Here is an 18,803-nt window from a genome sequence, read left to right on the forward strand (position 1 = left end):
AGCATCCGGTCCGCTGGAGGTCAACGGCATGACGACTAGGAGACGTGAAGGTGACAAGCGCGCCCGACGTGTTGTGCATCGGGGAGTCGATGGCCTTGTTCGTGCCGGCCGAACCCGGGCCGCCCGACCAGGTACGTAAGTGGGTGCGAAGCATCGGAGGCGCCGAATCGAACGTCGCCTGTCATCTCCCGGCGCTGGGATTCACCAGCGCGTGGGTGAGCGCCGTGGGCGACGATCCGTTCGGCCGCGCGCTGGTGCGCGAGATCGGTGCGGCCGGGGTGGACGTGAGCGCGGTCGTGGTCGACCCGACGCGGCCGACCGGGCTCTACGTCAAGGAGAGCGGCGCGGACGGCAGCCCCGTGCGCTACTACCGGAAAGGCTCGGCCGCGTCCGGAATGGACGCGGGATTGCTGGGGAAACTCGATCTCGACGGGGTGCGGGTCATCCACCTGTCCGGGATCACGCCCGCGCTGTCGGACGGCTGCCTCGACCTCGTGCGGGCGCTGATGGAACGACCGCGTGGGGACACGCTGGTGTCGTTCGACGTGAACTTCCGGCCCGCGTTGTGGACCGGGCGCGACCCGTCGGTGCTGGCGGGGCTGGCCGCCCGCGCCGACATCGTGCTGGCGGGCGAGGACGAGGCCGAACGGGTGTGGGGGACCGGTGACCCGGAACGGCTGCGCGCCGCGGTGCCGGGGCCGAAGACGCTGGTCGTCAAGCACGGGGCGCGCGGGGTGACGTTGGTCGAGGGAGACGGGCCACCGCTGTTCTCGCCCGCGCTCCAGGTCGACGTCGTGGAACCGGTCGGCGCCGGTGACGCCTTCGCGGCCGGATTCCTCGCCGCCACCCTGCGCGGCGACGACCCCGCGACCCGGCTGCGACGTGGCCATCTGCAGGCCGCGGCCACCTTGCTGACCCACGACGACGTGGGCACGCCGCTGTCCGGATCCGTCGTCGAAGCACTCCTCGGCGCGGATGAGGCAGCATGGGCGGCGGCCAAGCTGACGGACAAGGGAGTGGTGGGCGGATGAGCCAGAGCCTGGACAGGGCGCTCACGCTGCTGGGCGGTCTCGCCCGCGAGCCGAAGACACTCGACCAGCTCGCCGAGGAGATCGGCGTGCACAAGTCGACCGTGCTGCGGCTGTTGCGCACCCTGGAGGCACATCACTTCGTCCGCCGGGAAGGGCAGCGGTACTACCGGCTGGGCAGCGCGCTCTTCGACCTCGCGCAGCAGGCGCTGGAGGATCGCGACGTCCGCCGCACCGCGCAATCGGCGCTCGCCGGGCTCAACGCGCGCACCGGCCACACCGTGCACCTCGCGTCCTATGAGGACGGAGAGGTCGTCTACATCGACAAGTTCGAGGGCAGGCATTCGGTGCGGATGTACTCCCGCATCGGGAAACGGGCGCCGCTGCACTGCACCGCCGTCGGCAAGGTGCTCGTCGCGGCGATGACGCCGGAGAAGCAGGCGGACGTGGTGTCGAGGATCGACTTCTTCGTCCGCACGCCGAACACGATCACCACGCCCGAGGCCTACGAGAAGGAACTCGCGCTCGTCGCCGACCGTGGCTACGCGGTGGACAACGCCGAGCACGAGGACTTCATCCACTGCGTCGCCGCGCCCGTCCGCGGTCCGGGCGGCGTGGTGCTCGCGGCCGCGTCGGTGTCGGTGCCGAAGGTACTGCTCGACTACGACGGCCTGATGGCGCTCGTGCCGGAGCTGGTCGCCGCCACCGAAGAAGCTTCCGTCCACAGTGGATGGACGGGGAACCGAAAGGGGAAGTTGGAATGAGCAAGACCGCGATCAGCACGGAGAACGCGCCGAAGCCGGTGGCCGCGTTCTCGCAGGCGGTCCGCAAGGGCAACATCCTGCAGGTGGCCGGCCAGGTCGCCTTCGACCCGGCCACCGGCGCCATCGTCGGCGAGACCGTCGGCGAGCAGACCGAGCAGACCTTCAAGAACATCGAAGCGGTGCTCGAGGCCGCCGGTTCGAGCCTGGCCGACGCGCTGATGGTGCGTGTCTACCTGACCGACGTCGACCACTTCGGCGCGTTCAACGAGGTCTACAACAAGCTGATCGGCGAGGCGCCGCACCCGGCCCGCACCACCGTGTACGTCGGCCTGCCCGCCGGCCTGCTGGTGGAGATCGACGTCCTGGCCGTGACGGACTGACCCTCGCGCGTGCCATGAAAGGTCCTTTCCTTGCAAAATTTGCGAGGAAAGGACCTTTCCTCGCATCGGTCAGAGGACGCTCGTGTACCCGTTGAGGGCGGGCTGCCCGCCCAGATGCGCGAAGAGCACGTTCGAGTCCCGTGAGATCTCGCCGCGGGAAACGAGGTCGATCAGCCCCGCCATGGACTTGCCCTCGTACACCGGATCGGTGAGCACTCCCTCCAGCCGCGCCAGCGTCCGGATCGCGTCCAAAGTGGACTCGTCCGGGATGCCGTAGATCCCGGCGTGATAGCGCTCGTCCAGTTCGACCTCGCCGATCCCGCCCGCGCCGATCAGCTCCGCGGTCGCCCGGGCGATACGGGTGATCTGGTCACGCGTCTCCGCCGGTTTCGCCGAGCCGTCGATGCCGAGGATCCGCCGCGGCTTCCCGGAAAGCGCGGCCCCGGCGACCATCCCCGCCTGCGTGCTGCCGGTGACCGAGCAGACGACCACCGTGTCGAAGAAGACGCCGAGTTCGGCCTCCTGCGCTTCGAGCTCGACGATCCAGTTCGCGAAGCCGAGCCCGCCGAGGCGGTGGTCCGAACCGCCGGCCGGGATCGCGTACGGCTTCCCTCCGTCGGCCTCGATCTCCTTGACCGCGTTCTCCCAGCTCTCCTTGAACCCGACGCCGAACCCGGCCTCGACCATCCGGATGTCCGCCCCGAGGATGCGCGAGAGCTGGATGTTGCCGACCTTGTCGTACATCGGATCGGTCCAGTCGACCCAGCTCTCCTGCACCAGGACGGCCTTGAGCCCGGCGCGCGCGGCGGCCGCGGCGACCTGGCGGGTGTGGTTCGACTGCACGCCGCCGATCGAGATCAGCGTGTCCGCGCCCTGGGCCAGCGCGTCGGCGACCAGGTATTCGAGCTTCCGCGTCTTGTTGCCGCCGAACGCGATCCCGGAGTTGACGTCCTCGCGTTTCGCCCAGACCTTCGCGCCGCCGAGATGAGCGGTGAGCCGTTCGAGCGGGTGGACGGGGGAGGGGCCGAACAGCAGCGGGTAGCGGGGGAAGTCGGCGAGGGTCATGGCGTCTCCAGGAGGGCTTCGAGTTCGGTCCAGATGGTGGCGGTGATCGCGCAGGCCGCGTCGACGTCGCCTGCTTCGATGGCGTCGGCCAGTTCCGCGTGGCGCTGGACCGACCGGTGGGCGGGCAGGGAGCCGAAGCGGGCGTATTCGAGACGTCGCAACAGCGGGGTGTAGCGGGCCAGCGTCGCGGCGATCGCCCGGTTGCGCGCGGCGGCCACCGGGACGTCGTGGAGTTCGTCGTCGGCGGCGATCGCGGCCGCGATGTCCCCGGCGGCGATCGCGTCGGCGAACCGGGCGTTGGCCGCCCGCATCGCGGCGACCTCCGCCGGTCCCATCCGCGGCGCGCCCGCCCGGACGGCGAGCTCGTGCAGCGCGCGCACGAGCTGCAGGGCGTCACGGACGTCGTCGGGGACGAACCCCGCCACCCGCGTGTAGCTCTGTGGCTTCGACTCGACGAGACCGTCCTCGATCAGCCGAAGCAGAGCCTGGCGCACCGGCGCGCGGGAAAGCCCCAGCTGCTCGGCGAGGTCGCCGTCGCGCAGGTTCGTGCCCGGCGGCAGCGTGCCGTCGATGATCGCCCGCCGGATGCTCTCGTAAGCCTCGTCCCTGAGGAGGGACCTCGGCACCTTCGCTAACCCACTCACATCTGAAATGTTAGTTCATTCGCGCTTCAGTCCGGTAGTTCGGATGTCATGAAAGGGCCGTTCCTGACGAAAAACGTCCTGAACGGCCCTTTCATGACACTTGAGGGTCGGGAGGGACTAGTAGACCGGTCCCGTGTACTTCTCGCCCGGTCCCTGCCCCGGCGCGTCCGGCACGGCCGAAGCCTCGCGGAACGCCTTCTGCAGCGACTGCAGGCCGTCGCGCAACGGGCCGGCGTGCAGGCCGAGGTACTCTGCCGAAGCGGTGACCAGCCCGGCGAGGGCGGTGATCAGGCGACGGGCTTCGTCGAGGTCGCGGTGCGGTGAGCTGGCCGGGTCCTCGTCCGCGAGGCCGAGACGTTCGGCGCCGGCGGAGAGCAGCATGACGGCCGCCCTGCTGATCACCTCGACGCTCGGGATGTCCTCCAGGTCGCGGACGTCCGGGGAATACGGGGGTTGCTGAACGGGTTCATCTGACACGTCTGGTACCCTTCCACGAGCGACCAGCCCCCGAGCGATCGGGGGCGGCAAGTGGAGCCCCGCTCCCACCCGTGTCACCGCCGCAACATCAGGTGTCCGGGTCCGGTCTCGCCGAAGACGATTTCGGGCGTCGGAGGCGGTGCGTTCGGTTCTGGAGACTGAACGCGATCGGAATGAGTGGGCCTCGCGTACCTCACGGTACCGGGGCCTTCGGCATGTGGGCACCAGGTCGAAACGGTAGAAGAATTTACCTCGGACCAAGGAGGCCCCATCAGCTCCGAGACACGCATCAACGACCGAATCCGGGTTCCGGAGGTCCGTCTCGTCGGACCTGCCGGTGAACAGGTCGGCATCGTCCGGATCGAAGATGCGCTGCGGCTGGCACAGGAGAACGATCTCGATCTCGTCGAGGTCGCCCCGCAGGCACGCCCGCCCGTATGCAAGCTCATGGACTTCGGCAAGTTCAAGTACGAGAGCGCGCAGAAGGCCCGCGAGTCCCGCCGCAACCAGCAGCTCACCGTCATCAAAGAGCAGAAGCTGCGGCCGAAGATCGATCAGCACGACTACGAGACCAAGAAGGGTCACGTGTCGCGCTTCCTGGCGGCAGGCAACAAGGTCAAGGTCACGATCATGTTCCGCGGTCGCGAGCAGTCCCGGCCGGAACTCGGTTTCCGGCTGCTGCAGAAGCTCGCCGACGAGGTGACCGAGCTCGGGTTCGTCGAGTCGTCGCCGAAGCAGGACGGTCGCAACATGATCATGGTGTTGGCCCCGCACAAGAACGTGAAGCCGCAGAAGGCCGCGAAGGCAGCCAAGGACGAGTCGTCCGAGCCGCCCGCCGACGCGTAGCGCCGACCAGCACATGTCAGCGGCACACCGGGGAACACCGGTGTGCCGCCGCACGAAAGAGGACAACGTAATGCCGAAGATGAAGACGCACAGCGGGACGTCCAAGCGTGTCCGCGTCACGGGCTCGGGCAAGCTGCGCCGCCAGAAGGCCGGCCGTCGCCACCTGATGGAGAAGAAGTCCAACAGGCTCACCCGTCGCCTCGAAGGCACGACCGAGATCGCCAAGAACGACGTCGGCCGCGTCAAGCGCCTTCTCGGCCGCTGACACCCCCGCACTTGTAAACCCCGGGCGCGCCCGCCGCGCCCCCAGATCGACAGGATGGACCAGTGGCACGCGTCAAGAGGGCGGTCAACGCCCAGAAGAAGCGTCGCGCGACTCTCGAGCTCGCCAGCGGCTACCGCGGCCAGCGCTCGCGGCTGTACCGCAAGGCGAAGGAGCAGACGCTTCACTCGCTGAACTACGCCTACCGGGACCGTCGTGCCCGCAAGGGTGACTTCCGCCAGCTGTGGATCACCCGCATCAACGCTGCGGCCCGCGCCAACGGCGTGACCTACAACCGGTTCATCCAGGGCCTCAAGGCCGCGGGTGTCGAGGTCGACCGCAAGATCCTCGCGGACCTCGCCGTCAACGACGCCGCCGCGTTCACCGCGCTGGCCGAGCTGGCCAAGGCGAACGTGAACACCGAAGAGAAGAAGTCGGCCTGACCGGCCACAGCGCTCTTCCGCAACCCGGGGCGGCTCCGTTCACCGAACGGACGCCCCGGGTTGTTGCTGCGCGCAAGCTCACCCGCCGGGCCGAGCGTGAGAAGACCGGCCGGTTCCTCGCCGAGGGCGCGAACGCCGTCGAGGCCGCCCTCGAAGCCGGTGGCAAGGTGTACGAGCTGTTCGTGACCGAACGCGCCGCCGCGCAGCACGAGCGGCTGCTCACCGTCGCGCGCGAGGCGGGCGTCCCCGTCTCGCCGATCACCGATCGCGCCGCCGGCGGATTGTCCGAGACCGTGACACCGCAAGGCATCGTCGCGGTCTGCGCGCTCGTCGACCGTCCACAGGAGACCGTCCTGAAGCCGGGTGCGAAGCTCGTCGTCGTCCTCGTCGACGTCGCCGACCCCGGCAACGCGGGGACCGTCATCCGGGTCGCGGACGCCGCCGGCGCCGACGCGGTCGTCCTCGCGGGGGACAGCGTCGACCCGCACAACGGCAAATGCGTGCGCGCGGCCGCCGGCAGCCTGTTCCACCCCGCCATCACCCGGATCCGCGACGTCGACGCGGCCTTGAAGGCCTGCTCCGCCGCCGGACTCCGCACCCTCGGCGCGCACGGTTACGCCGACACCGAACTCGATCAGGTGACCTTCGACGAGCCCACGGCGTGGGTGTTCGGCAACGAGGCACACGGATTGCCGCGCGAAGTCCTGGAGACGGTCGACCTCGCGGTCAAGATCCCGATGTACGGCAAGGCGGAGAGCCTGAACCTGGCGACGGCCGCCGCCATCTGCGTGTACACAAATGCGATGGCTTCGCGGGCCGCGGCCACGTAGAGTCGCGGGCATCACGCCGTCGCACCACGACACCAAGGGAGCTCTCATGGAACGCACTGTTCGTTCCAGCACCTTGTTTACGGCGTAGAGCGCGTTTTTCGCACTCCCGAGTGACGGTGTGCCCAGCCCGAGGGTGATCGGGGGCCGCCGTTCGCTGTCCCATAGAATTCAGCAGCTGCTAAACCCATGTGTGCGCTCGCGTGCACCGGACCAGTCCCAGCGGACGCCGAGGAGTTATGTCCGAAGCCAACGACAAGCAGGACCCCCAGGCGGGGGCGCTCGCGCCGGAAACGTTGACGGCCGCCGTCAAACAGGCCGAGACGGATTTCGCGGCCGCGGCGGATCTCGACGCGCTGGCCGCGGTCAAACCCGCCCACCTCGGGGACCAGTCTCCGCTGCTGCTCGCCCGCCGCGAGATCGGCGCCCTGCCGAAGCAGGAGAAGGCCGAGGCAGGCAAGCGGGTCAACGAAGCGCGCCAGGGCATCCAGTCCGCGTTCGACGCCCGTCGCGCGGTGCTCCAGGCGGAACGTGACGAGCGGGTGCTCCGCGAGGAGGCCGTCGACGTCACGCTGCCGTGGGACCGCGTGCCCCGCGGTGCCCGGCACCCGATCGCGACCCTCTCGGAGCGGATCGCCGACGCGTTCGTCGCGATGGGCTACGAGGTCGCCGACGGCCCGGAACTCGAAGCCGAGTGGTTCAACTTCGACGCGCTGAACTTCGGCAAGGACCACCCCGCGCGCCAGCTGCAGGACACGTTCTACCTCGGCGAGGAGGACTCCGGCCTGGTGCTGCGGACGCACACCTCGCCGGTGCAGGCCCGCACGCTGCTGCACCGGGACCTGCCCGTGTACGTCGTCTGCCCCGGCCGCACCTACCGGACCGACGAACTCGACGCCACGCACACGCCGGTGTTCTCGCAGGTCGAAGGGCTCGCGGTGGACAAGGGCCTGACGATGGCGCACCTCAAGGGCACCCTCGACGCCTTCGCCCGCGCGATGTTCGGCGGGACCTCGAAGACGCGCCTGCGTCCGCACTTCTTCCCGTTCACCGAGCCGTCGGCCGAGGTCGACGTCTGGTTCGAGGAGAAGAAGGGCGGCCCCGGCTGGGTCGAATGGGGCGGCTGCGGCATGGTCAACCCCAACGTCTTGCGTGCCTGCGGCGTCGATCCCGAGGTCTACTCGGGCTTCGCCTTCGGCATGGGTATCGAGCGCACCCTGCAGTTCCGCAACGGAATTCCGGACATGCGCGACATGGTGGAGGGCGACATCAGGTTCACCCTGCCCTTCGGAACGGAGGCCTGAGTGAAGGTCCCAGCCAGCTGGCTGATCGAACACCTCGACGTCGACGAAGAGGTCACGGCCCAGGATCTGGCCGACGCCTTCGTGCGGATCGGCATCGAGGTCGACGACGTCCGGAAACTCGAACCGGTCACCGGCCCGCTCGTGGTCGGCCGCGTCGCCGAGATCGAGGAGCTCACCGAGTTCAAGAAGCCGGTCCGGTTCTGCCGGGTCGACGTCGGCGAGTCGGAGGACGAGGACGCCGACAAGCCGGACGAGAACCTCGACGACGACGAGGACGACGACGAAGGTCCCTTCGAGGACGAAGGCCCCACGGGGATCAAGACCCGCGGGATCATCTGCGGTGCCACGAACTTCGCCGAGGGCGACCTGGTCGTCGTCGCGCTGCCCGGCACCGTGCTGCCCGGTGGTTTCGAGATCGGTTCGCGCAAGACCTACGGCCGTCTCAGCGACGGCATGATCTGCTCCGCGAGCGAACTCGGCATCGGCGACGACCACTCCGGCATCCTGGTGCTGCCGCCGAGCACGGCCAGCCCCGGCGAAGACGCGACCAAGCTGCTCGGCCTCGACGACACCGTCCTCGAGGTCACGCCGACCCCGGACCGCGGGTACACGCTGTCGGTCCGCGGCCTGGCCCGCGAGCTGTCCAACGCGCTCGACGTCCCGTTCGGCGACCCGGCGTCCATCGAGGTCCCCGAGGCCGAGAGCGACGTCTGGCCGGTGCACCTCGAAGACACCGAGGGCTGCAAGCGGTTCGTCCTGCGCCGGGTCAAGAACCTCGACGCGACGGCCCCGACGCCGTGGTGGATGCGCCGCCGCCTGATGCTGGCGGGGATCCGGTCGATCTCGCTCGCCGTCGACGTGACCAACTACGTCATGCTCGAACTCGGGCACCCGCTGCACGCGTTCGCGACCGGTTCGGTCAAGGGCGATCTGGTGGTGCGCAAGGCGAAGCCCGGCGAGAAACTGACCACTTTGGACGATGTCGAGCGCACGCTCGACGCGGACGACGTGGTGATCGCCGACGACAGCGGGGTCATCTCGCTGGCGGGCACGATGGGCGGCGCGTCGACCGAGATCACGCCGGAGAGCACCGACGTGCTGCTCGAAGCGGCGCACTGGGATCCGTCGTCGATCAGCCGGACGGCCCGCCGTCACAAGCTGTTCTCCGAGGCGGCCAAGCGGTTCGAGCGTTACACCGACCCGCAGTTGTGCGCGGTGGCCGTCGAGTTCGCGGCGCGCCTGCTGCGTCAGTACGGCGAGGGCTCGATCCTGCCCGGCCGCACCGACGAGGGCGGCGTCGAGCCGAACCCGCCGGTGACCATGCCGATCAGCCTGCCCGACCAGGTGGCCGGTGTGCGTTACGAGCGTGGTGTCACGGTCAAACGGCTTTCGCAGATCGGCTGCAAGGTCAACGTGGGCACGTCGGAGGACGGCACCGCACTGGTGACGGCGGTCCCGCCGAGCTGGCGTGGCGACCTCGTGCAGCCCGCCGACCTGGTCGAGGAGGTGCTCCGGCTGGAGGGCTACGACAGCATCCCGTCGGTGCTGCCCGATGCCCCGGCCGGCCGTGGGCTCACCGACACGCAGCGTCGCCGTCGCTCGGTCGCTCGCGCGCTGGCGGAGAACGGCTACGTCGAGGTGCTGCCCTTCCCGTTCATCTCGGACTCGGTCTGGGATTCGTTCGGGCTGCCCGAGGACGACGTCCGCCGCAGCACCGTCAAGGTCCGCAACCCGCTGGAGGCGGACAAGGACCGGATGGCGAGCACCTTGCTGCCGGGGCTGCTGGAGACCTTGCAGCGCAACATTTCCCGCGGTTTCAAGGATGTCTCGCTGTTCCACATCGGGCAGGTCGTGCTGCCCGGGCCGAACCCGATCCCGATGCCTTCGCTCGGGGTGGATCGGCGCCCGACCGACGAGGAGCTCGCGGTGCTGGAGGCGGCCGTGCCGCCGCAGCCGCTGCACGTCGCCGTCGTGCTCGCCGGTCAGCGCGCTCGCGCCGGCTGGTGGGGCGAGGGTGAGCAGGCGAACTGGGCCGACGCGGTCCAGGCCGCCCGGCTGGTGGCGCAGGCCGCCGGTGTCGAGCTGACCACGGCCGCGGCGGATCAGCCGCCGTGGCACCCCGGCCGCTGCGCGCAGCTGCGGGTGGGGCAGTGGCCGGTCGGTTACGCCGGTGAGCTGCACCCGAAGGTCGTCGAGGCGCTCGGGCTGCCGCCGCGCACCGTCGCGATGGAGCTGGACCTGGACGCCATCCCGATCCCGGACGACCGTCCGGCGCCGCGGATCTCGGCGTACCCGCCGGTGCTGCTCGACGTCGCCCTCGTCGCCGACGCGGGTGTGCCGTCGGCGGACTTGGCCGAGGCGCTGCGCGAAGGCGCGGGCGAACTGCTCGAGGACATCACGCTGTTCGACTCCTACCAGGGCGAGCAGGTGGGCGAGGGCAAGCGTTCGGTGGCGTACAAGCTGCGGTTCCGTGCCGCGGACCGCACGCTGACCGTCGACGAGGCCACCAAGGCCCGCGACGCCGCCGTCGCGGTCGCCGGTGAACGCTTCGGCGCGAGCCTGCGGGCCTGACCCTGTAGTTCCGTGAAGGCCCCCTTCCCTCGGCTGAGCCGAGGAAAGGGGGCCTTCACGCGCTTCAGGTGTGGCAAAGTGAGGACTTGTGTCACGTCCAGACGGCCGGTCCAGCATCCAAGACATCGCCCGCGCCAGGCTGAGCGACGGTTTCGTCGGCAGGGTCGGGGAACGTGAGGACTTCCGGGACAATCTGGGGTTGTCCGGAGACGACCGGCGCCGCCGGTATCTGTACTCGGTGCACGGTCTCGCGGGGGTCGGCAAGTCGTTCCTGCTCGACCAGCTTCGCGGTATCGCCGAGGAAGCCCGCGCCGCCGTCGGGTTCGCCGACGACCGGCAGCAGGATTTGCCCGCGACGTTGGTCAAACTGGCGAAGGACCTCGCTCGCGGCGGGTACGAGATGCGCCGCTTCGAGAAGCGCTACGAGTCCTATCTCAAGGCGAGGGAACGGCTTCACAGCGATCCGCAGGCCCCCGCCGCGGGCCGCGCCCTCGTGACGAAGACCGTGGTCAAGGCGGGTCTCGGCGTCGCGAAGACCCTGCCAGGCGGAAGTATCGCCGCCGACGCGATCGACGCGGACGCGACGGCGAAACAGCTGGAGCAGCTTCAGGTCTACCTCGCGGCGAAGTTCAAGCGGAAGGCCGATGTCCAGCTGCTCCTCGAACCGGCGGAGGAGCTCACCAAACCGTTCGTCGAAGATCTGTGGCGTATTCCGGAGACGCGGCAGATCGCGCTGTTCTTCGACACCTTCGAGCGGACCGCGCCGGTCCTGGAGACCTGGCTGCTCGATCTGTTCGCCGGACTGTACGGCGATCTGCCGCAGAACCTGGTGCTCACCGTCGCGGGACAGTTCCCGCTGGACGAGACGAACTGGAACCGGCACGCGCCGCTGATGCGCGAGATCGAACTCCGGCCGTTCACCGAGCCGGAGGCACGGCGCCTGCTCGCCGAACACGGGATCACCGACGAACAGGTCATCGAGATCGTGCTGCGGCTGACCGACGGCCTGCCCGTCCTGGTCGCCATGCTGGCCCGCGGGAACCCCGTCGGAGCGGACGCCGTCGGCGATCCCAGCGATGACGCGGTCAAGCGATTCCTGCACTGGGTCCCGGAAAAGGCCAGGAAGGACATCGCCGCCACCGCGTCGCTGCCCCGTTTGCTCGACGAGGACGTCATCGGCGTGCTGACCGGGAAGGAGACCGCGGGGGAGACCTTCCGCTGGCTGCGGGAACTGCCGTTCGTCGGCCGCCGCGAGCTTCCGGTGCGCTACCACCCGGTGGTCCGCGGCCCGATGGTGCGGCTGGAACGCGGGCGTTCGCCCGCCGAGTTCGCCGAACGCCACCTTCGGCTCGCCGAGTACTACGAAGGCCGATGTGCCGAACTCGGCCTGAGCAGCCATCGCGACGCCTGGAGCGACGAGCGCTGGCAGAAGAGGAAGCTCGAACAGACCTATCACCGGCTCTGCGGCGCCCCGGCCGACGCGCTGCCGGACGCGCTGCTCGGCGCGGCCGAGATGATCACCACCGGTATCGCTCCCGCACGCGCTTGGGCACGCATGATGGAGCAGGCGGGTGTCGACGCGGACGCGCCTTCGGTACTGGGCTGGGGACAACGGCTGACCGCCGCGATCGGCGACGGCGACGGCCCGAGGGAGATCCCGGTGCTCGACCTGCTCGCCGGCGCGGGTGAACTCGACGCCGCCCGGCTTTCGACGGTGATCCGGCGGCGCGCGTGGGCCCACGAAGGACAAGACGACATCGCCGCGGCGACACGCGACTTCGATCGGGCTCTCGATCTGAACCCCGCCGACCCCTACCCGTGGAGCGATCGGGGCAACCTGTTCCGCAACGAGGGTGACTGGGAACGGGCGTTGTCGGATCTGAACCGGGCGATCGAACTCGATCCCGGTTACGCCTATTCGTGGCGTGGACGCGGTTCCGCCCGTGCCGAGCTCGGCGATCTCGACGGCGCGATGGCGGACCTCGACGAGGCCGTCCGCCTGCAGCCCGACCACACGTGGGCGTACTCCATCCGGAGCGAGGTGCATTTCAAACGCGGCGACGTCCGGAAGGCGATCGACGAGATCGACATCGCGATCCGGCTCGATCCCGACTACGCCTGGGCCGTCCACTACCGGGCCACGCTGTTCGCCGAGCTGGGAGACGACGAAGAAGCACTCGCCGGTCACCGCGCGGCCGCCGCCCTCCGCCCCAAAGACGTCTACTACCTGACCGAGCTGGCGTTGTTCCTGGAGCGGACCGAAGACGGGGATGCCGCGTCGGCGGCCTTCGACGCGATCGTCGCGGCGGATCCCGGCAGCGCCAGGGCCCACGCGATCCGGGCCGCCTTCCACCACCGCGCTGAGCGGTACCGGCTCGCCGTGGACGGTTTCACCGCCGCGCTGCGGATCGACCCGGACTACGAGTGGGCGTACTACATGCGCGGCCAGGCGCATGACGAGCTGGACGATCGTGAGGCGGCGCTCGCCGATTACGAGCGTGCGATCGAACTCGCTCCCGAAGACGCCGAGAATCACCTGCAGCGAGGGATGATGCTCAGCCGGCTGAGGAGGAATCAAGAAGCGATCGCGTCCTTGAGCCGCGCGATCGAACTCGAACCCGGCAACGAATGGGCGCACACCTGGCGCGCGATGACCCATCAGCGCGCCCGCGAGTTCGCGGAGGCTCTCGCCGACATCGACGTCGCGGTGGCGGCGAGCCCGGAGATGGCCTTCTTCCACACCACCCGGGGCGACATCCTCACAGGTCTCGACCGTCACGACGAAGCCCGGGCCGCCCTGGACGAAGGGGTGCGTCTGGGGCAGGGCAGCGGATACGCCGCCTACCGGCGCGCTCGCCATCGCTTCCTCTTCGGTGATCTGGAAGGCGCGTTGGCCGACACGGAAAGCGCGCTGGAAGCAGGGCACGAAGAGAGCGCCCGCGCGCTGCATGCGGACATCCGCTGCCGGGCAGGCGAGTACCAGGAGGCCATCCGGGAGCTGCGCGAACTGGTCGCCTCGGATCCCGAGGACTCCGAATACCGCGAGAGCCTCGGGGAGGCCTTGTTGTTCGCGGGGGAGTTCGACGAGGCGGAGACGCTTCTGGCCCCGCTCGCGCCGGAATTCGGCTGGGCGCACAACCTCCTCACCCTCGTCTGGCTGAAGACCGGGAAGACCGAAGAAGCCCGCCAGGCGCTGAACGAAGGCCTCGACAAGGCTTCGTCCCGGTCTGCTTCCGGCGACTTCGACTGGGACGCCCAGGTCCAACCGCTCTTCTACCTCCTCGTCCTCGGCCGTGAGGAAGAAGTGACCCGTGGCCTCGAGGCCCTGCTCGAAAAGGGCGCGCCACAGGAGACGCGCCTGGAGTTGCTGCGCGATCTCAAGGAGCTACGAGTGCTGGTGCCCGAACTCGGCGGGGTGATCGAGGATCTCATCGCCCTCATCCCCAGGCCGGTGCTCACTCTCCCAGGTGCTTGAGCGCCTCCTTTCTGGACAGAGTGGACAGTGCCGGATGCGCGGCGACGAACGCGCGCACCCAGTCCGGCTCGGTCTTCGCGTACTCGCGCAGGGCCCAGCCGATTCCCTTGCGCAGGAAGAAGTCCTTGTCGTCGATATTCGCCTCGACGGCACGGGTGAGCAGATCGGTGTCCGTTCCGCCCTTGGCGCCGATCTGGCAGATGACCGCGGTACGGCGGCGCCACCTGTCCTCGTCGTAGGCCCAGGTCAGCATCAGCGTGGTCACCGTCTCGGGTTCCGCGCGGAGGATCGGCCCGATCCGGCGGATGGCGACTTCGTCCACATAGTCCCACCACGCGCCCGTCACGATCATCTCCTCGTACAGGCCGAGCAGATCGACGTCCTGCCAACGGGTGTACGCGCGATGCCCGGAAAGGGCGATCGCCGCATAGCGCTCTTCCCGGAACTCGGCCTCCCGCCACAACGTGAGAATTGCCGTCGAAAAGCTCACACGATCGGGTAGCGGATTTTCGGCGTAGACCCGCTTCAGCAAGGCCGCCCGAGGCGGTGACGCCACACCGAGGAACGGCATTTCCGACTTCATGTACGCCCGCATCGACGGCGCTTTCCCCGGATCGGCCAGCGCGGCCAAACCGTTGCGAACCGCCGAAACCAGGCTTTTCACCTCGTCCATGCGTTCTCCTTTCCCCAGTGGGCGCCGCGAGCGTACGACAGGGGACCGACAAGACTGATATGCCCGGATCGGGGATCGGATACCGACTAAAGAGGGATGGCGGTCAACGTGTCGGTCAGCGAGATTGAAGCCGGTTCTCGGTAGCTTCGGCCCGACCGGGTCGAACGCGGACGAAAAGGAACACAGTGAAGAAATTCGTTGCCGCCCTGGCGGTCGCGGGGATCGGCGTCGGCACCATGGCGCTCGCTCCCTCCGCCACGGCCGCCTCGGCGTCGGACTTCGATCCGAAGCCCATCTCCTGGGGAGCCTGTACGCGCCCGAGCCTGGTCAAGGCCGGCGCGGAATGCGGTTTCCTCGAGGTCCCGTTGGACTACGCGAAGCCGGGCGGGGAGAAGATCTCGATCGCCGTCTCGCGGGTGAAGCACAAGTCCGCCCAGTCGCAGGGCGTCATGATCGTCAACCCGGGTGGCCCCGGCGGTTCGGGCCTCGGGCTGTCGACGCTCGGCCGGGCCGTCCCCAAGAAGGCGGGTGAGGAGTACGACTGGATCGGCTTCGACCCGCGCGGCGTGGGGGAGAGCAAGCCGTCGCTGACCTGCGACGGGAACTACGCCTCCTACAACCGCCCGCAGTACGTGCCGACCACGCGCGCCATCGAGACGGCGTGGCGTGAGAAGGCGAAGGGTTACGCGAAGGCGTGCGCCAAGAACGGCGCGATCCTCGACCACATCAAGACCATCGACGTGGCGAAGGACGTCGACAGCCTGCGCAAGGCGCTGGGCGAGAAGCAGATCAACTACTACGGCTTCTCCTACGGCACCTACCTCGGGCAGGTCTACAGCACGCTGTTCCCGCAGAACGTGCGGCGGATGGTGTTCGACGGCACCGTCGACCCCCGCGACGTCTGGTACAAGGCGAACCTGAACCAGGACATCGCCTTCGACAAGAACATCAAGACCTACTTCGGCTGGCTCGCCAAGTACGACTCCGTCTACCACCTCGGCAACACCGCCGCCGCGGTCGAGAAGCTGTGGTACGCCGAGCAGAAGAAGCTGTACGACAAGCCCGCGGGCGGCGTCATCGGCGGATCCGAGTGGACGGACATCTTCCTGCAGGCCGGCTACTACGTCTTCGGCTGGGAAGACATCGCGAACGCCTTCTCGGGCTGGGTGCACAAGGGTGACTGGCAGACCTTGAAGGGCCTGTACGACGACTCCAACCCGCCGGGTCAGGACAACGGCTACGCGGTGTACGCGGCCGTGCAGTGCACCGACGTGGCGTGGCCGCAGAGCTGGCCCCGCTGGAAGTTCGACAACTGGGTCACGCACTTCCGGGCTCCGTTCGAGACCTGGGGCAACGCCTGGTTCAACGCCCCGTGCCTCGACTGGCCCGCGAAGCCGGGCAAGCCGGTGGAGATCGACGGGAGCAAGGTCCCCGGCATCCTGCTGGTCAACGAGGAGAACGACGCCGCGACGCCGTACCCCGGCAGCCTCGAGGTCCGCAAGCGCTACCCGAACTCCAGCCTGATCAGCGCTCCGGGTGGCACGACGCACTCGGGCTCGCTGTCCGGTGTGTCCTGTGTGGACGACAAGATCGCGGACTACCTGCTGACCGGAAAGCTGCCCGTGCGCAAGCCGGGCAACGGTTCGGACGTGCAGTGCGCCGCGGTCCCGCAGCCGGTTCCGGCCGGTGCTTCCGCGGCCGCGAAGTCGGATGTGCCGTCTTCGGTCGCCGAAGTGAAGAAGGAGGCGCTGGCTCAGGCGCTGCCTTTCTGAGTTGTTCGGGATGTCGCGATGCCCCGGTCCGGGTTTCCGGACCGGGGCATTTCTTCGCTCTAGGGCTTCTCAGCAGTGGCTCGTCATCCGCATGCTGTGGATACGGTCGAAGAACCTGGCGTCGAACGATCCCTCGGCGAACCACCAGTGCCACACGTTCTTGACGGTGCCTTTGACGAACTTGGTGTCACCGCCGTGATGGATGGGCCCGAGGACGATGCCGTTGCTGTCCAAGATGTTCACCCACATCAGCCAAGCGTCGTTGCTGTCGCTGCTGACGATCGTCGCCTCGAACGAAGCACTGCCGTCGCGCCTGAGTGTCCACTTCGCGTTGTCCATCGTGCAGTCCCCGGCCTGGATGCGACCCCAGGTGAACCAGCAGGAATTCGCTCCTGTGCAGGTGGCCAGTGTGGTGGTGGACGCCGTCGTCCCGGCCGAGGCCGGCGTGGCGAAGACGGTCCCGATCGCGAGCACGAGCATTGTCACGAAAAGCGCCATCCGACGTGCCTTGGTCGTCATTTTTCCTCCCCATCGTGGACGAACCGATGAGCAAAGCTAACCCGCGGATGATCGCGGTCGAGATCACTTAGGTGCGGCAACGGGGGTGGCCGATAGGGCCATGACCGGCCGCCTCGCGCCCGCGAAAGCGAGGAAAGTTCCGGTCGCGCACCGAATCCCCTCGCCGCACCGGCGAATTGTCAGGCCCGCCCGTTACCGTCCCCGGCATGACCATCGTCGAAGAGCACCGGACCGAGATCCGGGTGCAGGACACCGTTTATCGCATCGAGGTCGCCGCCCGTGAGGGTGGCGGCGCGGCCGGGGAAGACCGCTGGGTGACCGTCATGGTCGGCGGAGCCGGACCGCTGGAGGAGCCTGTCGCCGAAGGCAGGCTCGATATCGACGCCGAAGCCGTACCGGCCTTGGCGACCGTCCTTTCCGACACCCTCCTGGCGTTCGCCGGACGGGGCACCGGCCGGAACGGCCGTCGAAGATCGGCGGACCGTCCCGCGCAGCAGGGCCTGCCGTGGTCGGACGAGCTCGACGCGGAACTGGAAAGCCGTTGGCTCGCCGGGGAAAGCGTCGAGGAGATCGCGCGGCGGTTCGAGCGGACACCGGGCGGGATCCGTGCCCGGTTGCCCAGGGTCGGCTGCGACCCGGAGCGCCGGGGCGCGTATCTCCCCATCCCGCCGAGCCAACGAGAGGTGGCTGAACTCGGCTGAACACCGGCGGTCGCGAGGGCCTTCGGTCTTTCGCGACCGCCGTCAGTCCACTGTGGACCCGGCTCCGCGTTCCGCCCGCGCGGCCATCTTCCGGAGGTGCTCGATCAGTTCCGGCGGCTCGTGCACGGTGAATTCACAGCCGAGCCCGAGGAGCCGGAACGCGAGCCAGTCCAGGGTGTCCGTGCCCGCGTGGAAAACGCAGGTCTCGTCGTCCAGCGATTCCAGTTCGCCGAACCCCTCGCCTATCGCGGGGGCGACCTGGCCGATCGGCGCGTGCAGGGTCACGCGTGCGCTGTAAGTGGGAAGGAGGCTGTACATCTTGTCGGTGACATAGGCCGCCACGTCCTCCGCGGGTGGCTGTCTCGGAGTGGCCCGGCCGCCGGTCGCCCTCGGCTCCGAGATCCGGTCCGCGCGGAAGATCCGCCAGTCGTCCCGGTCGAGGTCGTAGCCGAGCAGGTACCAGCGGCGTCCGGCGGAGACGAGCCGGTGGGGTTCGACGTGCCGCCGGGATTCGGTCCCGTCGCCGGTGCGGTAGGTGAACCGGGTCCGCTCGGTGTTGGCGATCGCGCCCGCGAAGACGGTGAGATGTTCCGGGTCCACCGCGGGGCCCGTGCCGGGGAGCGGCACGGTCGCGGCGCCGAGCGCGCCGACGCGATAACGCAGCCGCGAAGGCAGCACCTGCTCGAGTTTGGCGAGCGCCCGCACCGAAGACTCCTCGATACCCGAGATCGCCTGCCCGGCGGCGCCGCGGAGACCGACCGCGATCGCGACGGCCTCCTCGTCGTCGAGCAGCAGCGGTGGCATCGCCGTGCCGGCGCCCAGCCGGTAGCCGCCCTCGGAGCCTCGCGACGCCTCGACGGGGTAACCGAGCTCACGCAGCCGGTCGATGTCGCGCCGGATGGTCCGCGGGCTGACCTCCAGCCGTTCGGCGAGCTCGCTGCCAGGCCACTCGCGCGGGGTCTGCAGGAGCGACAGCAGGCTGAGCAGCCGGGCGGGCGTGTCCGTCATGCGATCAAGGATGCCTCGTACGGAGTCCCATATCGGGTGAGCCA

The 18,803-nt window shown here is 68.9% G+C and carries 18 protein-coding genes; 12 read left to right on the forward strand and 6 right to left on the reverse strand.

Translation table 11 applies throughout. From position 1 onward, the window contains the following. The first annotated feature begins 89 nt into the window (after positions 1 to 89). The 3 genes from ED92_RS34480 to ED92_RS34490 are packed head-to-tail and all read left to right on the forward strand — an operon-like array spanning position 90 to position 2,172. The gene (locus ED92_RS34480; protein WP_235213445.1) at positions 90 to 1,031 is read left to right on the forward strand and encodes a sugar kinase; all 942 of its coding nucleotides are present in this window, start codon (positions 90 to 92) and stop codon (positions 1,029 to 1,031) included. Beyond that, the gene (locus ED92_RS34485) at positions 1,028 to 1,792 is read left to right on the forward strand and encodes an IclR family transcriptional regulator (RefSeq protein ID WP_037345627.1); all 765 of its coding nucleotides are present in this window, start codon (positions 1,028 to 1,030) and stop codon (positions 1,790 to 1,792) included. The genes ED92_RS34480 and ED92_RS34485 overlap by 4 nt, the downstream gene beginning before the upstream one ends. Beyond that, the gene (locus ED92_RS34490; protein ID WP_007028047.1) at positions 1,789 to 2,172 is read left to right on the forward strand and encodes a RidA family protein; all 384 of its coding nucleotides are present in this window, start codon (positions 1,789 to 1,791) and stop codon (positions 2,170 to 2,172) included. Before ED92_RS34485 ends, ED92_RS34490 begins: the two co-directional genes overlap by 4 nt. Before the next feature lie 69 nt (positions 2,173 to 2,241). On the opposite strand, the gene ED92_RS34495 is transcribed toward ED92_RS34490, so the two are convergent. The 3 genes from ED92_RS34495 to ED92_RS34505 all read right to left on the reverse strand — a co-directional run bounded on the left by ED92_RS34495 (position 2,242) and on the right by ED92_RS34505 (position 4,358). Further along, positions 2,242 to 3,237: a 1-aminocyclopropane-1-carboxylate deaminase gene (locus ED92_RS34495; protein ID WP_037345629.1), complete on the reverse strand. Its 996-nt coding sequence runs from the start codon at positions 3,235 to 3,237 to the stop codon at positions 2,242 to 2,244. Beyond that, complete coding sequence (locus ED92_RS34500; protein ID WP_200882777.1) at positions 3,234 to 3,863, reverse strand: GntR family transcriptional regulator; 630 nt, start codon at positions 3,861 to 3,863, stop codon at positions 3,234 to 3,236. The genes ED92_RS34495 and ED92_RS34500 overlap by 4 nt, the downstream gene beginning before the upstream one ends. Before the next feature lie 135 nt (positions 3,864 to 3,998). Next, positions 3,999 to 4,358: a DUF1844 domain-containing protein gene (locus ED92_RS34505; RefSeq protein WP_005163289.1), complete on the reverse strand. Its 360-nt coding sequence runs from the start codon at positions 4,356 to 4,358 to the stop codon at positions 3,999 to 4,001. Positions 4,359 to 4,628: 270 nt separating this feature from the next. Between ED92_RS34505 and infC the strand changes: the two genes are divergently transcribed. The 7 genes from infC to ED92_RS34540 all read left to right on the forward strand — a co-directional run bounded on the left by infC (position 4,629) and on the right by ED92_RS34540 (position 14,086). Continuing rightward, positions 4,629 to 5,204 carry a translation initiation factor IF-3 gene (gene infC / locus ED92_RS34510; protein WP_051071860.1) on the forward strand — a complete coding sequence of 192 codons (576 nt, stop codon included), beginning with the start codon at positions 4,629 to 4,631 and terminating at the stop codon, positions 5,202 to 5,204. Positions 5,205 to 5,274: 70 nt separating this feature from the next. Beyond that, positions 5,275 to 5,469: a 50S ribosomal protein L35 gene (gene rpmI / locus ED92_RS34515; protein WP_007028043.1), complete on the forward strand. Its 195-nt coding sequence runs from the start codon at positions 5,275 to 5,277 to the stop codon at positions 5,467 to 5,469. A 62-nt stretch (positions 5,470 to 5,531) separates the two neighbouring features. Then, the gene (gene rplT / locus ED92_RS34520) at positions 5,532 to 5,909 is read left to right on the forward strand and encodes a 50S ribosomal protein L20 (RefSeq protein ID WP_005163284.1); all 378 of its coding nucleotides are present in this window, start codon (positions 5,532 to 5,534) and stop codon (positions 5,907 to 5,909) included. After that, complete coding sequence (locus ED92_RS34525) at positions 5,906 to 6,739, forward strand: RNA methyltransferase (protein ID WP_081976003.1); 834 nt, start codon at positions 5,906 to 5,908, stop codon at positions 6,737 to 6,739. The genes rplT and ED92_RS34525 overlap by 4 nt, the downstream gene beginning before the upstream one ends. Before the next feature lie 236 nt (positions 6,740 to 6,975). Next, positions 6,976 to 8,040 (forward strand): phenylalanine--tRNA ligase subunit alpha, encoded by a 1,065-nt coding sequence (pheS, locus tag ED92_RS34530; RefSeq protein ID WP_037345633.1) that lies wholly within the window; start codon positions 6,976 to 6,978, stop codon positions 8,038 to 8,040. Further along, positions 8,041 to 10,611 (forward strand): phenylalanine--tRNA ligase subunit beta, encoded by a 2,571-nt coding sequence (gene pheT, locus ED92_RS34535; protein WP_037345634.1) that lies wholly within the window; start codon positions 8,041 to 8,043, stop codon positions 10,609 to 10,611. A gap of 88 nt (positions 10,612 to 10,699) precedes the next feature. Further along, positions 10,700 to 14,086: a tetratricopeptide repeat protein gene (locus ED92_RS34540; protein WP_037345635.1), complete on the forward strand. Its 3,387-nt coding sequence runs from the start codon at positions 10,700 to 10,702 to the stop codon at positions 14,084 to 14,086. On the opposite strand, the gene ED92_RS34545 is transcribed toward ED92_RS34540, so the two are convergent. Next, entirely contained in the window at positions 14,067 to 14,759 is a 693-nt protein-coding gene (locus ED92_RS34545) for a DNA alkylation repair protein (RefSeq protein ID WP_037345637.1), read from the reverse strand. The genes ED92_RS34540 and ED92_RS34545 overlap by 20 nt on opposite strands. A 185-nt stretch (positions 14,760 to 14,944) precedes the next feature. On the opposite strand from ED92_RS34545, the gene ED92_RS34550 reads away from it, so the two are divergent. Next, positions 14,945 to 16,531: an alpha/beta hydrolase gene (locus tag ED92_RS34550; RefSeq protein WP_037345639.1), complete on the forward strand. Its 1,587-nt coding sequence runs from the start codon at positions 14,945 to 14,947 to the stop codon at positions 16,529 to 16,531. A gap of 69 nt (positions 16,532 to 16,600) precedes the next feature. Here the strand turns inward: ED92_RS34550 and ED92_RS34555 are convergent, their stop codons facing one another. Then, entirely contained in the window at positions 16,601 to 17,050 is a 450-nt protein-coding gene (locus tag ED92_RS34555; RefSeq protein WP_037345641.1) for a DUF6294 family protein, read from the reverse strand. A 206-nt stretch (positions 17,051 to 17,256) separates the two neighbouring features. On the opposite strand from ED92_RS34555, the gene ED92_RS34560 reads away from it, so the two are divergent. Then, positions 17,257 to 17,751: a hypothetical protein gene (locus ED92_RS34560; protein WP_037345642.1), complete on the forward strand. Its 495-nt coding sequence runs from the start codon at positions 17,257 to 17,259 to the stop codon at positions 17,749 to 17,751. A gap of 42 nt (positions 17,752 to 17,793) precedes the next feature. Here ED92_RS34560 and ED92_RS34565 read toward each other — a convergent pair whose 3' ends face one another. Then, positions 17,794 to 18,759, reverse strand: a complete 966-nt coding sequence (locus ED92_RS34565) for a YafY family protein (protein ID WP_037345644.1) — start codon at positions 18,757 to 18,759, stop codon at positions 17,794 to 17,796. Between the last annotated feature and the right edge of the window lie 44 nt (positions 18,760 to 18,803).

This window comes from Amycolatopsis sp. MJM2582, assembly GCF_000754115.1.
GTDB classification, from domain to species: domain Bacteria; phylum Actinomycetota; class Actinomycetes; order Mycobacteriales; family Pseudonocardiaceae; genus Amycolatopsis; species Amycolatopsis japonica.

Coding starts and splice junctions, on each gene's coding strand:
- ED92_RS34480 (WP_235213445.1), top strand. CDS start 90: ATGGCCTTGTTCGTGCCGGCCGAACCCGGGCCGCCCGACCAGGTACGT.
- ED92_RS34485 (WP_037345627.1), top strand. CDS start 1,028: ATGAGCCAGAGCCTGGACAGGGCGCTCACGCTGCTGGGCGGTCTCGCC.
- ED92_RS34490 (WP_007028047.1), top strand. CDS start 1,789: ATGAGCAAGACCGCGATCAGCACGGAGAACGCGCCGAAGCCGGTGGCC.
- ED92_RS34495 (WP_037345629.1), bottom strand. CDS start 3,237: ATGACCCTCGCCGACTTCCCCCGCTACCCGCTGCTGTTCGGCCCCTCC.
- rpmI (WP_007028043.1), top strand. CDS start 5,275: ATGCCGAAGATGAAGACGCACAGCGGGACGTCCAAGCGTGTCCGCGTC.
- pheS (WP_037345633.1), top strand. CDS start 6,976: ATGTCCGAAGCCAACGACAAGCAGGACCCCCAGGCGGGGGCGCTCGCG.
- ED92_RS34545 (WP_037345637.1), bottom strand. CDS start 14,759: ATGGACGAGGTGAAAAGCCTGGTTTCGGCGGTTCGCAACGGTTTGGCC.
- ED92_RS34555 (WP_037345641.1), bottom strand. CDS start 17,050: ATGACGACCAAGGCACGTCGGATGGCGCTTTTCGTGACAATGCTCGTG.
- ED92_RS34560 (WP_037345642.1), top strand. CDS start 17,257: ATGACCATCGTCGAAGAGCACCGGACCGAGATCCGGGTGCAGGACACC.
- ED92_RS34565 (WP_037345644.1), bottom strand. CDS start 18,759: ATGACGGACACGCCCGCCCGGCTGCTCAGCCTGCTGTCGCTCCTGCAG.